This window comes from Micromonospora sp. RTGN7, assembly GCF_033804645.1.
GTDB lineage: Bacteria > Actinomycetota > Actinomycetes > Mycobacteriales > Micromonosporaceae > Micromonospora.
The window spans coordinates 1-13685 of sequence record NZ_JAPZLF010000012.1; the positions used below are offsets into that span (position 1 = coordinate 1).

The following is a 13685-nucleotide window of genomic DNA, read 5'->3' on the forward strand; positions in this document are numbered from 1 at the left end:
CACGGGGTATAAATCATAATTGGCACTGGCTTATCAAGCACCCTGTTGAGTTCTCAAAGAACAACCACACACCATCCGAAACCCCCACACAATGGGAGCCCATCCGGGGCATTTCCGTTCACCGTTCCGTTCCTCGCACCCGCCGCTTTCGCGCTGGGCACTTTTACTACGTTACCCGCTGGTTTCTGCCTTGTCAAACCGGTGTTTCCCGATCCGACCCGCTTCCACCCAATTTGCGGGCACCACACAGTCACCGGCTTTTGCCAGCTCGTCTGTGGCTTCCGGCAGGCCGGCCGCTGCGGTGACCGCAAGCTCGCCCGGTTCCCTACCGGCGTTGAACGATACCCGGTCGGTCTCGCCTCGCCAAATCCGCCCTGCGGCAGATCCGGGGCCCCGCCCGGCCCGGCTCGCGAGGAGTGCTTCCCTCGTGATCCGTGCTCGTTGTCGCGCTCCGGCCTTGAGGACTTCCGTCCCGTTTCGTCCGTTCCGCGCTGACAGAGAGAAAGTTACGCCCCCGACGGATTGATCGTCAAATCCGTCGGGGGCGTCCCGCATCACAATCGCGCCGTACCCGCTATGCGCGCAGCTCGACCCCGGCGAAGGACTTCTTGCCGCGACGCAGGACGAGGTACCGGCCGTGCAGCAGCTCCGTCGGGGAGACCTCGGCGTCGACCTCGGTGATCCGATTGTTGTTGACGTACGCACCGCCCTCCGCGATCACCCGCCGGGCCTCCTTCATGCTCGACACCAGGCCCGACTCCTTGAGCAGGCCGGCGACATCGGGCAGCTCGGCGAGGTGCACCAGCCCTGCCTCGGCCAGCGCCGCACGCAGCGTCTCCGGGGTCAGCTCGTCCAACGACCCGCGGCCGAACAGCGCCTGGCTCGCGGCGACCGCCTGGGCCATCTCCCGCTCGCCGTGCACCAGGGTGGTCAGCTCCTCGGCGAGGGCCCGCTGGGCGAGCCGCGCCGCCGGCCGCTCCGCCGTCTCCTTCTCCAGCTGCTCGATCTCCGCACGCGAGCGGAAGCTGAAGTAGCGCAGGTAGCGGAGCACGTCCCGGTCGTCGGCGTTGAGCCAGAACTGGTAGAACGCGTACGAGCTGGTCAGCTCGGGGTCGAGCCAGACGGCGCCGCCCTCGGTCTTGCCGAACTTCGTGCCGTCGGCCTTGGTCACCAGCGGGGTGACGAACGCCTGCACCGGCCCGGCCCCCCGTCGCCTGACGTAGTCGACGCCGGCGGTGATGTTGCCCCACTGGTCGGAGCCGCCGAACTGGAGCCGGCAGTCGTGCCGGCGGTGCAACTCGTAGAAGTCGTTGGCCTGGATGAGCTGGTAGCTGAACTCGGTGAAGCTGATGCCGGTCTCCAGCCGGGCCTTGACCACCTCCCGGGCCAGCATCTTGTTCACCGGGAAGTGCTTGCCGACGTCACGGAGGAACTCGACCACCGACATCTCGGCGGTCCAGTCCAGGTTGTTGACCAGCTGCGCCGCGTTGTCCCCGGTGTACGACACGAAGGGCGAGAGCTGGTCGCGAATCCGGCCCACCCAGCCGGCGACCACCTCCGGCGGGTTCAGTGAGCGCTCGGCGCTCTCCTTGGGGTCGCCGATCTGGCCGGTGGCCCCGCCGACGAGCAGCAGCGGCCGATGCCCGGCGAGCTGGAGCCGGCGGGCGGTGATGACCTGCATGAGGTGGCCGACGTGCAGGCTCGCCGCCGTCGGGTCGAAGCCCACATAGAAGGTGGCGACCCCGCCGTCGAGCAGCGCGCACAGCTCGTCGGCGCCGGTCGAGTCCTGGATCAGGCCTCGCCACTGCAGGTCTTCGGTCAGGGAGTCCCGCACGGTCGGCGGGGGGCTGCTGTCGGTCACGGTCACCGATTCTCCCCCACCCCAGGGTCCGTGCGGTACCGGGTTCTCTCCGCTCACCGTTGGCTAGGCTGGGCCCTTTCGTACGCGAGGAGGAGCCGTCGTGGAGATGCCGGAGGAAACCGGAGGCTTTGTGGCCCTGCTCGGCCTCGAGTTCGACGAGGCGAGCGGGGATCGGGTGGTGATCCGGTGGCGGGTCCGCCCCGAGCTGCACCAGCCGCACGGCATCCAGCACGGCGGGGTGTACTGCGCGGTGGTGGAGACCGCCGCGAGCATCGGCGGCTCCCTGTGGCTGGGCGAGCAGGGCCGGGTGGTCGGGGTGGCGAACCAGACGGACTTCCTCCGCGCGGTGCGCAGCGGCGAGCTGACGGCCGTCGGCACGCCGGTCCACCGGGGCCGCAGCCAGCAGCTGTGGCAGGTCGAGATCGCCGACGAGGCGGGGCGGCTGGTCTCCCGGGGGCAGGTCCGGTTGCAGAACCTGACCGTCGACTGAACCGCCCACCGGGTGCCCGGTTAGGGGCTTTCGGGGCTTTCCGCCCGGTATCGTCGCGGCGATGGCACCCGTTGATCCGCGCCCCAGGTGAGGAAACTCCTCGCCGCCACGCTCGGCGTCCTCTCCGCCGTCGGCGGGTTCGTGGACATCGGCGACCTGGTGGCGGCGAGTCAGGCCGGGGCCCGCTTCGGCATGGCCCACGCCTGGGTGCTGCTGCTCGGGGTGGTCGGCATCTGCGCGTACGCCGAAATGGCCGGACGGATCGCGGCGGTCAGCGGGCGGGCGGTCTTCGACCTGGTCCGGGAGCGGCTGGGGCCGCGGGTGGCGCTGCTCAACCTGGTGGCCTCCTACCTGGTGACGGTGCTGACCCTGGCCGCCGAGTTGGGCGGGGTGGCGCTGGCCCTGCAACTGGCCTCCGGGCTGAACTACCTGATCTGGGTGCCGGTCGCCGCCCTGGCCGTCTGGCTGGTGCTGTGGCGGATGCGGTTCCAGCTGATGGAGCGGATCTTCGGGCTGGCCGGGCTGACCCTGGTGGTCTTCGCGGTGGCGCTGTTCCGGCTGCCCACCGACTGGGCGGCGCTCGGCCGGGGCGCTGTGTTGCACGGCGGGGCGGCGGGGCAGGGCTGGGGGGCGTACTGGTTCGTGGCGGTGGCCCTGTTCGCCTCGACGGTCAGCCCGTACGAGGTGTTCTTCTTCTCCTCGGGCGGGGTGGAGGAGCGGTGGAGCAGCAGGGACCTGGCCGACGCCCGGACCAACGTGCTGATCGGTTTCCCGGTCGGCGGGTTCCTCGCCCTGTCGCTGATCGCCACGGCGACGGTGGTGTACCACCCGGGCGGGGCGTCGTTGGACTCCCTCGACCAGGTGGCGCAGCCGGTGGTGCTCGCATTCGGGGGCCTGGGGCTGGCGGTGGCGGTGCTGGCGTTCTTCGCGGTGACCTTCGGCGCCGCGTTGGAGACCGGGCTGGGCGCCGCGTACGCCGCCGCGCAGTACTTCGGCTGGCAGTGGGGCAAGCGGGTGAGCCCGCGGGAGGCAGCCCGGTTCCACGGCGTGTTGCTGGTCAGCGTCCTGCTCGGGGTGCTGGTACTGCTGACCACGATCAACCCGGTGACGCTGACCGAGTACATGCTGATCGTCAGCGCGGTGGTGCTGCCGCTGACGTACCTGCCGATCCTGATCGTGGCGAACGACCGGACGTACCTGGGCGACCGGGTGAACGGGCCGGTGCTGAACCTACTGGGGGCGGTGGTCCTGCTGCTCATCGTCGCCGCCTCGGTGGCGGCGATCCCGCTGGCGGTGATGACGAGGATGGGACGGTGAGGACGAGCCATGAGGATGCAGCTCGGCCGACAGTTGCTCGACCGACAGATCGTCGACCGGGACGGGCGGCTGGTCGGCAAGGTCGACGACGTGGAGTTCGGGGTCGACACCGACAGGGTGCCGTACGTGACCGCCCTGCTGACCGGGCAGGGGGCGCTCGGGCAGCGGATCGGCGGGCGGGTCGGGCGGCTCCTCGTCGCGGTCGCGGACCGGTTCGTCGACGACCCGTCGGCGGCGCCGCTGCGTATCCCGTACCCGATGGTCGAGCGGGTGGACAGCGCGGTACGGCTACGGACCCGCCTCGACGAGCTGCCCGGCTCCCCGACGGAGGCGTGGGTACGGCGGCACCTGATCGACCGGATCCCGGGGTCGAACCGTGCGAGCGGGTGAGCTGATCGGCCGGTCCGCGTACGACCTGCACGGCCGGCGGTTGGGCCGGGTGGCGGACGTGGTGGTGCGCGGATCCGGCCCGCAGGGGAGGCTGCGGCTGACCGACGTGGTCGTCGCGAGGCACTGGTTCAACCGGGTGATCGGCCGGCTGATCGGACCCGAGCGGCACCCGTCGGGCCCGTGGCTGATCCGCTGGGTGGCCCGGCTGCTCAGCCACAACAGCCAGCAGGTGCCGACCGACGCGGTCCGACTGGTCCCGCCGGTGCCCGGCTTCCCGTTCGGGGAGCCGGAGGAGCCGCGCTGAGCCGCGCCGGCACAGCCGGGGCGCAGCCGCGACCCCGCTCGGCGGGAGGGCGCGGCGGCGGAACCGACGGTCGGGTCGGCGGAAGGACAGGAGTGCACGGCGGCGAGACGGACGGTCGGGTCAGCCGCGGGCCGGGTCGAGGGCGGGCGCGGCCTCGGCGGTCCCCTCGGTGTCCGGCTCGGCCGGTACGGTGACCCGGCGCAGCCGTACCGCGGTGATGGCCCGCTGGTCGATGTCGGCGACCTCCAGCTCCCACCCGTCGATGGTGATGTCCTCGCCGGCGACGGTGGGGATGTGCCCGAGCAGGGTGAGCACCAGCCCGGCGACGGTGGTGTAGTCGCCGCCGGGACGGCCGGGCAGGTCGACGCCGATGTCGGAGAGGTCGTGCACCGGGAAGGTGCCGGGCAGCAGCAACGCCCCGTCGGCCTCGGTGCGTACGCCGTGCACGTCCCGGTCGGTCTCGTCGTAGATCTCGCCGACGATCTCCTCGAGGATGTCCTCCAGGGTGACGATTCCGTCGACCGCGCCGCGCTCGTCGACGACCAGGGCGATGTGCTGGCGTTCCGACTTGAACTGGCGCAGCGCGTCGACCACCGGAAGCGAGTCGGGCAGCAGCATCGGCGGGCGGGCGCAGTCGTCGACGGGGCGGTCGTCGGGCACGCCGACCAGGTCACGCAGGTGGATGACGCCGACCGCGTCGTCGAGGCCGCCGTGGCGCACCACCGGCGCGCGGGAGTGCCCGGTCGCGGCCAGCACCAGCCGCGCGGCCTCCGCGGTGGTCCCGCTGTCGAGCGTGAAGACCCGCAACCGGGGTACGAGCACCGCGCGCAGCCGCCGGTCGGCGATCTCCACCGCGCCGGCGATGATGATCCGCTGTTCCTTGGTGAAGCCGTGGTTGCCGGCGACGATGTCGCGCAGCTCGTCCGGGCCGATCTCGTCCGGTTCGTGCTTCGGGTTGAGCCCGACCAGGCGGACCACCAGGTCACTGGTCGCGCCGAGCAGCCAGACCGCCGGCCGGGTGAGGGTGGCCAGCAGGTCCAGCGGGCGGGCGACCAGCAACGCCCAGCGCTCGGCGGACTGCATGGCGATCCGTTTCGGGGCCAGCTCGCCGAAGACCAGGGTCACGAAGGTCAGGGCCAGGGTGACCACCACGATGGCGAGGGTCTCCGCGGCGGTGCCGAACATCCCGAGCAGCGGCACGACTGGCTTGGCCAGGGAGACGGCCGCGGCGGCCGAGGCGAGGAAGCCGGCCAGGGTGATGCCGATCTGGATGGTGGCGAGGAAGCGGTTGGGGTCCTTGGCGAGGCGGGCCAGCACCCGGCCGGCCCGGCTCGTGCGTTCCAGCCGCTGGATCTGGCTGTCCCGCAGCGAGACCAGCGCCATCTCGCTGCCCGCGAAGATCGCGTTGAGGACGACCAGGACTCCGACCAGGGCCAGTTGGCTCCAGTAGCTCTGCACGCCTGGTTCTCTCCCTCACGAGGACGACCCGGTCGGGTACGACCGGTGGCGCCGCCCCAAGGATTCGGCCGGCACTGGGCTGTTTGTGCCCCGTGCACGGGTCCGTGAATCCTGCCCCGGCCAATCGGCCGGTCAGGGCCGAGCCGAGCGGCGGGTCAGGGCCCGGGGGCGACGGTGGGTCAGGCCCGGTCGGCGACGGGCGGGGCGGGCAGGTCGAGCACGTAGGAGCCGCCCTCGGGGCGGAAGCCGAGCCGGTGGTAGTAGGGGGCGACCATGCCGGACGGGCTCACCACCCGACGGAACCCCCGATCGGTGAAGAGGCTGCTGCGCCGGTAGACGAACTCCCCGGGAGTGAAGTCGCGGAAGCGCTGGGTCACGTAGTCCAGGTCGACCTGGACTACGTCGGCCTCGGCGTGCGCCAGCACCACCCCCACCACCTCGTCGGCGCGGACCACCAGGAACGCCGAACGCTGGCTGGTGTGCCCAACCCAGTGGAAGTCAGGGTTGAACCGGGCGATGTCAGCGGCGTGCACCCGCAGGGTGTGGGCCAGGAACTGGTCGTGGACGCCCACCTCGACGACCTGGTACGTCTCCTCGTCGTGCCGGGTGCGCAGCATCTTCCGCAGGTACCACACGTTGATCACGGCGAGCACTACGTTCAGCCCGACCATCGGCCAGACAGCGAGGGCGGCGTTGTAGCCGATCAGCACCAGACAGCCGACGAGGTTGAGCGCACGCAGCCGGAGGACGCGCGTCTGCAGCAGCGACCAGACCAGCAGCGCCGAGCCGATCCAACCGATCAAATCCAGCCAGTTCACCCCGCGAGACTAGTGGCAACCAGCTCAGCTCGCCTGCGGGGCCGCCACCCGGTTGCCGCGCCCGAGGTCAGCCGGCGAGTTCCAGGACCCATTCCTCGACCTCGGCACCACGACCGTTGGCGTACCCCCGGTCCTCACCCCGGACGACGAAGCCGCACTTGCGCAGCACGGCGAGGGAGGCGGCGTTGTCCTTGACGATGCGGGCGTGCACCGGTCGCTGCGGCAACTCGGCCAGCAGCGCGGTAAGGGCCCGGGTGGCGTACCCACGGCCCCAGCCGGCCCGGTCGATCCAGTAGCTGACCTCCGTCTGCTCGTCGACGGGGAAGGCGACCACGTGGCCCACGACCGCGTCGTCGACGGTTACGGTGCGCACGACGATGGCCGGGTCGGCGCGGATACGCCGCCAGTGCGCCTCGAACGCCGCCCGGTCCGCCGGGTCGGCAGGGCCGAAGGCGGCCACCCGGTTGGCCTCCGGGTCCTGCTCGAAGGCGAAGAGGTGGGGCAGGTCGTCGTCGCGTACCGGTCGCAGACGCAAATCCTCGGCGATCACCGGGGCAGGGTATCGGTCGCCGGAACGGGACCTACGGTTCGGGCACCACCCCGCGCGGGCCCTCGGCGTCAGGGCCGTTGGTCCCGGGCCGGTCGGGCGCAACGCCCCTGCCGCCGTCGGCTCGCGCGCACGACGGTGGAGGGGGACGGCGTTCCCGGCTACGCGCCACGGGGACGAGGGGCCGGCACCGGTCGGAGGGGAACGGACGGATGCGCACTGAGACCAGGACCCGGCTGGACGAACCGGGCAGGCTGGACGAAGACGAACCGGGCGGGCTGAGTTCGGACGAGGCCGCCGCCCGGCTGCACGCCGACGGCCCGAACAGCATCGCCAGGCCGGCCCGCCGGCACCTGACCGCTCGCGTCCTACGTCAGCTCGTTGACCCGCTGGTGGCACTGCTGCTGGTCGCGGCCGTGGTCACCGCCGCGCTCGGCGACTGGCCGGACACCGCGGTCATCGTCCTGGTCGTGCTGGTGAACACCGCGATCGGCGTGGTGCAGGAGGTCCGCGCGGACCGGGCGATCGCCGCGCTGGACCAGATCGCCGCGCCGAACGCGCGGGTGATCCGCGACGGCCACGACCTGATCGTGCCGGCTTCCGGGGTGGTCCGCGGCGACCTGGTACGCGTCGAGGCCGGCGACGTCGTCCCGGCGGACCTGCGGCTGGTCGAGGCGAGCCGGTTGCGCCTGGACGAGTCGGCGCTGACCGGCGAGTCGGTGCCGGTGGACCGGGACGTCGACGACGAAGTGGCGGCCGGCACCGTGGTGACCGTCGGCCGGGCGGCGGGCACGGTGATCCGTACCGGGGCGGCGAGCGCGCTGGGCCGGATCAGCGCCCTGGTCACCGCCACCCGACCCGGGGCCACCCCGTTGCAGCGCCGGCTCGCCGGACTGGGCCGGATGCTCGGGTTGGTCGCGGTGGCACTGTCCGGGCTCGTGTTCGGCCTCGGCATCCTCAGCGGGCGGCCGGTGGTGGACATGGCGGTCACCGCTGTCAGCCTGGTCGTCGCGGCGGTGCCGGAGTCGCTGCCGGCCGTGGTGACGCTGGCGCTGGCCCTCGGCGCCCGTCGGATGGCCTCGAAGCGGGCCATCCCCCGGCAACTGCACGCGGTGGAGACGCTGGGCTCGGTGACCGTGATCGCGTCCGACAAGACGGGCACCCTGACCGAGGGCCGGATGGCGGTGCAGCGGGCGGTGACCGCCGACGGATCCGCCTACGACGTCACCGGCGCGGGCTACGAGCCGCGCGGGGCGGTTCGGCGCGACGGCGCCACCGTGGCCGTTCCTGATGAGCTGCGCCGCCTGGCGCGGGCCGGGCTGCTCTGCAACGATGCCGTGCTCTCTCCGCCGACGGACGAGCGACCGGGCTGGGACGCGGTGGGCGACCCACTGGAGGCGGCGCTGGTGGCCTTCGCCGCCCGGTGCGGACTGACCCCGGAGACCACCCGGACCGCCTGGCCCCGGGTCGCCGAGCACCCCTTCGATCAGGCGACCCGCCGGATGACCACGGTGCACCGGTCCTGCGACGGTCGCTGGTTGGTGGTGTGCAAGGGCGCTCCGGAGAACGTCCTCACCGCGCCGCTGCTCGACGCGGACGACGCGGAGATCGCCGCGCTGGCGGCCCGGGCGCAGGAGTTGGCCGGCGCGGGGCTACGGGTACTCGCGGTCGCGACGGCACTGGTCGAGACCCTGCCCGACCCGGCCGTGCCGACCGGGCTGCGGCCCGCGGGATTGGTCGCCGTCGGCGATCCGCTGCGGGCCGGCGCCGCCGACCTCGCAGCGAGCTTCGACGCGGCCGGGGTCCGGTTGCTGCTGGTAACCGGGGACCACCCGGCGACGGCCGCCGCGATCGGCGGTCAGCTCGGCATCTGGCGCGAGGGTGACCCGCTGGTCCGGGGCGACGACGGCGACCTGGCCGATGCGCACCCGGCGGCCCGGGTGTACGCGCGCACCCAGCCGGAGCAGAAGCTCGACATCATCGCCGGGTTACAGGCCCGGGGTCATGTGGTGGCGATGACCGGGGACGGGGTCAACGATGCCCCGGCGCTGCGCCGCGCCGACATCGGGGTGGCGATGGGCGGGGGCACCGAGGTGGCCCGGCAGGCCGCCGACCTGGTGCTGGTCGACGACGAACTGTCCACCGTTGCCGCCGCGATCGGCGAGGGCCGACGCGTCTACGACAACATCCGCCGGTTCCTGCGCTACGCCCTCTCCGGCGGGCTCGCCGAGATCGCGGTGATGTTGATCGGCCCGCTGTTCGGGCTGGCCGTGCCGCTGCTGCCGGCGCAGATCCTCTGGATCAATCTGCTCACCCATGGGGTGCCGGGGGTGGCGCTCGGGGCGGAGCCGGCCGAGCCGGGGACGCTGCACCGCACGCCGCGCTCGCCGCAGGAGTCGGTGCTGGGCGCCGGCCTCGGCCGGGACGTCCTGCTCACCGGCGGGCTGATCGCGGCCGTGACGTTGGGCGCCGGGGTGCTCGCCGCCCATTGGGACCGCCCCTGGCAGTCGGTGGTCTTCGTGGTCCTCGGCCTGGCGCAGCTCGGGGTGGCGCTGGCGGTCCGGGCGCCGCGGCCCGCGGGCGGGCGGGCGGGCAACCCGGCGCTGCTGGTCGCGGTGGCCGTCTCGGCGCTGCTCCAGGTCGGCGGGGTGCTGGTCGAGCCGCTGCGGGCGTTGCTCGGCACCGACCCGCTCGGGGCGAGCGAGCTGGCGGCGTGCGCGGCGGTCGCCGTGCTGCCGGCGCTGGCGCTGCGCCTGCTGCGCCCCCGTCGCGGCGGCATTCCCGCCGGGCCGGGAGCCACCCCGGCGAGCCCTCGCGGGGAATCCGACCCCGCCGGCGCGGTGCCCGACCCCACCGGCGGCGGGGATCGGGACCAGAGGCCCGCCGGTCGGGGCCCGCGGCCCTGACCGGCAGGCCCGCGCCGGAGCAGGCTGGAGCCGGACGAAGGAAGATGCGATGACCAACGTTTCCGGTGCCCCGGTCGTGCGTCACCACGCGCAGAACATCGTCGCCGAGGCGGTCGCCGAAGCGAAGAAGGTCTCCGCCGCGGTCGACGTGGTCGGCGACATCGTCGACGGCTCCCCCGACCCTGTGCTGCTGCGGGAGTCCCACGACGCGGCACTGCTGGTGCTCGGCTCCCGCGGCCTCGGCGGCTTCGCCGAGCGGGCGCTCGCCGAGACGGTCGCCGGCTGGGCGGCGCAATACCCGCAGGTGCGGCTCCGGCCGACCCCGTGCCCGCCCCGGCCGCTCCCCCGCCCGGGACGGGCACGACCAGCGCAGTGGAACAGGCAGGCCCGGAGCCGGGAACAGGCAGGACAAGCTCCCGCGTACGGGCACGACGGGCTCCGGTGGCGGCGTCGGGCCCGGCAGCCCGGGCGTCGGGTGGCGGTCTGCGGCATGCGCCCCGGCGAGGCGTGCCCGGCGAGGCGTGCCCGGCGGCGGGTCCGGCGGCGGGTCCGGGCAAATGCCGTTTCTCGGCGGTGGCGCCGTCGACAATGGTCCCTGAACACGAGCCCAGGAGAGCTGATGAACCGACCTGTCGTGGTGGGCGTGGACGGATCGCCGTCGAGCCTGGTCGCCGCCGAGCACGCGGCGCAGGAGGCCGTATGGCGGTCCCGGCCGCTGCTGCTGGTGCACGGCTACCTGCACCCGCTCGGCTACGGCGTGCCGATCAACCCGTACGACCTCGGGGTGCCCGCGCCGACCGACGAGTCCCGGCGGATGCTCGACCGGACGGCGGCCGAGCTGCGCGGGCGCTGGCCCGGCGTCGACCTCGGGGTGCGTGAGGTGGCCGGCGGTCCCGCGGCGAGCCTGGTCGAGGAGTCCCGGCGGGCGGAACTGGTGGTGGTCGGCAGCCGAGGGCTGGGCGGCTTCGCCGGCCTGCTGGTCGGCTCGGTCAGCGCCCAGGTGGCCGGGCACGGGCACTGCCCGGTGCTGGTCGTCCGCCCCGAGGAGCAGCCGATCCCGGTCGACGGCCCGGTGGTCGTCGGGGTGGACGGGTCGGAGCCGGGGCGGTTCGCCGTCGCCCTCGCCGCCGCCGAGGCGGCCCACCGGGGCACCGGCCTGGTGCTGGCGCACGTCGCGACGGCCGACGACGGCCGCCCAGTGCCCGACGAGGTCGCGGAGTCGGGGGCGGCGGGCCGGGCCGACTCGACGGACCTGCTCGCCGGGGCCGCCGCCGAGGTGGAGGCGGCGCACCCGGGCCTGACCGTCGAGCGGCGACCGCTGCGGGCGGCCAAGCCCGAGCAGGCGCTGATCGAGGCGAGCGGGGACGCGACCCTGGTGGTGGTCGGCTCCCGTGGGCGCGGCGGCTTCGCCGGGCTGCTGCTCGGCTCGGTCAGCCAGGCGCTGGTGCAGCACGCGCACTGCCCGGTGCTGGTGGCCCACCCGTACCCGACCGACGCCGGCTGAGCGGCCGGGCGGCCACCCCGGCCACGGTCACCCCCACAAACGACAAGCACCCTCATTCCGGACTGGCCGATGCCGCGCCGCCCCGGCGCAGGTGTGAACGCTCCCCTCCTCCGCACCTACTGACGTCGTAGCCGGGCGCTGACGCTGCGATCCTCGCCCCGCATGGCGACCGGGTACAGGGCAGCGCCGGAGGCAAAGCGGGGAGTGGCCCATCAGTTGCGATCCCCGCCGGGCACGGCGGCCAGGCGCAGCCACCGGATCGGGCCCGGGGACGTGGACAAGCTGGCGCGGTTGCGATCCTCGCCTGGCACATGGCCGGGCGCGGCCTCGCTGTTGCTGCGCTTTTGGCGCGCGGATCGCGGCATGAGAGTAAGTTCTGACAGCCTGTACAGAACGTTTGGCCGCGGCCGACGCGGCTCCGCTGAACGAGGGGACGCGGTGTCTAGCGAAACAACTCGGTCGCCCCTCGTCCTGTCGATCTCATGGGGTCGCATGGACGTCGAAAACTTTGGAGTTGGCAAGGACTTCAAGCTCTACCCCGGGGGTGGCCGCCCGTGGGACTGGTCCGAAACCGGTACTCGCCACAGCCCGGGTGTTCAGCCCGACGATGTCCAAGAGCTTCTAGCTCACGGCGCCACGACGGTCGTACTGTCGCGTGGCATGCAACTTCAACTCCAGGTCGACCCGCGTACCCTCAGACTGCTGGACGAGCGCGGGGTCACCGTCCACATGGCCGAGACCACCGGGGCAGTCCAGATCTACAACAACCTCGCCACCAGTGGCACCGCCGTCGCAGGACTGTTCCACTCGACCTGCTAAACGCCACCACAGACACACGCTGGCAGCGGCAGATGCGGACGCGCGGCGGCATCTCGCGCTGTACGTGGCGGGTCGTGCTGCTCGTGCTCGGCACCACCCCGCGCACCGTCGACAGCGACCTCATCGAAGGTGTGGTACGCGGAACGGGCCGGCACGGTCCTCGACGTCGACGTCGTTGAAGTAGCCGTCTCGGCCAGATCGCTGCTCTGTCCACCGGGCTGGTCGGGATCGTCGCGTTGGGCGACGCCGCCATCGTCACCGTGCCGGCAGGCAGTTGGGTCGGGATCGTGCGCAAAGGGCTGCACGGTTCCCTCTTGGTCAGGCCGTGCGCCGGGACCTGCTTCGATTCAGCCCGACGTGTCCATCAGGGCGGTGACATAGGCGTCCAGACGCTCCTCCACGGCCCGCGTTGTCAGGTCTGTCCTGCCTGCCTCGCGCCATGGCTGCGCCATCGACTGCACCTCTTCTGAGCACGCCAGCGCGTCCCGCACTTGCCAATACAGCCGCTCACTCGCGGCTGCGGCCAGCACCCCACCGGCCTCCTCGTACGCCTGCACGAACCGCGGGCCCCAGGCCGGCCCGTGCAACAGCGCGAGATTGGTGGAGCAGTGCGCCACATCGAGATCCGCCGGGCCCCAGGAGGTCCCTGCCCAGTCGACGACCCCGGTGATCCGGGCACCTGCCGGCCCTGGGGGCGGCACGTCGAACAGCACGTTGCCGGGTTGAAAGTCCCGGTGCAGGAATCGCCCTTCATAGGGCGGCGCGGGCTTGCGGATCACGTCGATCGCTGCGGCCCAAGCCCCCGGGTCGGCGCCCTTCGGAGTCACAACGGTGTCGGCGGTCGTCAACGTCGCATACTTTCGGGGCCGCTCGGCAGGTCGCACTGCGTGGATCGCCACGAGCTGACGGGCCAGCAGGAGAACCCGCGTCCCCGCTCCCTCATCGTGGAGGATCGTCCGGCCTGCCAGATGTGTCATCAGGAGCGATGGATACGCGCAATGCGTGGCGGTCGGATCGACCGCGACCAGTCCAGGAGCCGGCACGCTGGTCCGCGTGAGCAGAGAAAGGGCGTCGGCCTCCCTGCTCAGCCAGTCCTCGGCGTGTCCCACGTAGAACGGGTCGACGAAGCTCCGCAGCACCAGGACCCGGGTGCTGCCGTCCGGCGTGCCGATGGTCAGCCTTCGCATTTGGGCAGTGATGCCGCCGTGCAGCATCTCGGTCTCGACGATTCGCTCGCCGACTTCCAGGTGCCGGCTCACCCAAGCCAGTGT

At 72.6% G+C, this 13685-nt stretch carries 12 protein-coding genes; 7 read left to right on the plus strand and 5 right to left on the minus strand.

What is annotated here, in order from left to right; all coding sequences use genetic code 11:
• Positions 1–574: 574 nt before the first annotated feature.
• Positions 575–1861, minus strand: a complete 1287-nt coding sequence (gene tyrS, locus SNR22_RS18655; RefSeq protein WP_320068058.1) for a tyrosine--tRNA ligase — start codon at positions 1859–1861, stop codon at positions 575–577.
• Between the two features lie 106 nt (positions 1862–1967).
• On the opposite strand from tyrS, the gene SNR22_RS18660 reads away from it, so the two are divergent.
• The 4 genes from SNR22_RS18660 to SNR22_RS18675 all read left to right on the plus strand — a co-directional run bounded on the left by SNR22_RS18660 (position 1968) and on the right by SNR22_RS18675 (position 4362).
• The gene (locus tag SNR22_RS18660; protein ID WP_320068059.1) at positions 1968–2351 is read left to right on the plus strand and encodes a PaaI family thioesterase; all 384 of its coding nucleotides are present in this window, start codon (positions 1968–1970) and stop codon (positions 2349–2351) included.
• A gap of 87 nt (positions 2352–2438) precedes the next feature.
• Positions 2439–3668 carry an NRAMP family divalent metal transporter gene (locus SNR22_RS18665; protein ID WP_320067890.1) on the plus strand — a complete coding sequence of 410 codons (1230 nt, stop codon included), beginning with the start codon at positions 2439–2441 and terminating at the stop codon, positions 3666–3668.
• A 9-nt stretch (positions 3669–3677) separates the two neighbouring features.
• Positions 3678–4058, plus strand: coding sequence for a PRC-barrel domain-containing protein (locus SNR22_RS18670; RefSeq protein WP_320067891.1), 381 nt, complete (start codon positions 3678–3680; stop codon positions 4056–4058).
• The gene (locus SNR22_RS18675) at positions 4045–4362 is read left to right on the plus strand and encodes a PRC-barrel domain containing protein (protein ID WP_320067892.1); all 318 of its coding nucleotides are present in this window, start codon (positions 4045–4047) and stop codon (positions 4360–4362) included. Before SNR22_RS18670 ends, SNR22_RS18675 begins: the two co-directional genes overlap by 14 nt.
• A gap of 120 nt (positions 4363–4482) precedes the next feature.
• On the opposite strand, the gene SNR22_RS18680 is transcribed toward SNR22_RS18675, so the two are convergent.
• The 3 genes from SNR22_RS18680 to SNR22_RS18690 form a co-directional block, all read right to left on the minus strand.
• The gene (locus SNR22_RS18680) at positions 4483–5820 is read right to left on the minus strand and encodes a hemolysin family protein (RefSeq protein WP_320067893.1); all 1338 of its coding nucleotides are present in this window, start codon (positions 5818–5820) and stop codon (positions 4483–4485) included.
• 179 nt (positions 5821–5999) lie between these two features.
• Positions 6000–6638 (minus strand): hypothetical protein, encoded by a 639-nt coding sequence (locus tag SNR22_RS18685; protein ID WP_320067894.1) that lies wholly within the window; start codon positions 6636–6638, stop codon positions 6000–6002.
• A 67-nt stretch (positions 6639–6705) separates the two neighbouring features.
• Positions 6706–7185 (minus strand): GNAT family N-acetyltransferase, encoded by a 480-nt coding sequence (locus tag SNR22_RS18690; RefSeq protein ID WP_320068060.1) that lies wholly within the window; start codon positions 7183–7185, stop codon positions 6706–6708.
• Between the two features lie 212 nt (positions 7186–7397).
• On the opposite strand from SNR22_RS18690, the gene SNR22_RS18695 reads away from it, so the two are divergent.
• From SNR22_RS18695 to SNR22_RS18705, 3 genes are all read left to right on the plus strand, one after another.
• Positions 7398–10091, plus strand: coding sequence for a cation-transporting P-type ATPase (locus SNR22_RS18695; RefSeq protein WP_320067895.1), 2694 nt, complete (start codon positions 7398–7400; stop codon positions 10089–10091).
• A gap of 619 nt (positions 10092–10710) precedes the next feature.
• A complete protein-coding gene (locus SNR22_RS18700) occupies positions 10711–11595 on the plus strand; it encodes a universal stress protein (protein ID WP_320068061.1) in 885 nt (294 codons plus the stop codon).
• A gap of 363 nt (positions 11596–11958) precedes the next feature.
• A complete protein-coding gene (locus SNR22_RS18705) occupies positions 11959–12414 on the plus strand; it encodes an Mth938-like domain-containing protein (RefSeq protein WP_320068062.1) in 456 nt (151 codons plus the stop codon).
• Between the two features lie 347 nt (positions 12415–12761).
• On the opposite strand, the gene SNR22_RS18710 is transcribed toward SNR22_RS18705, so the two are convergent.
• On the minus strand, positions 12762–13673 hold the full coding sequence (locus tag SNR22_RS18710) for an aminoglycoside phosphotransferase family protein (protein ID WP_320067896.1): 912 nt from the start codon (positions 13671–13673) through the stop codon (positions 12762–12764).
• Between the last annotated feature and the right edge of the window lie 12 nt (positions 13674–13685).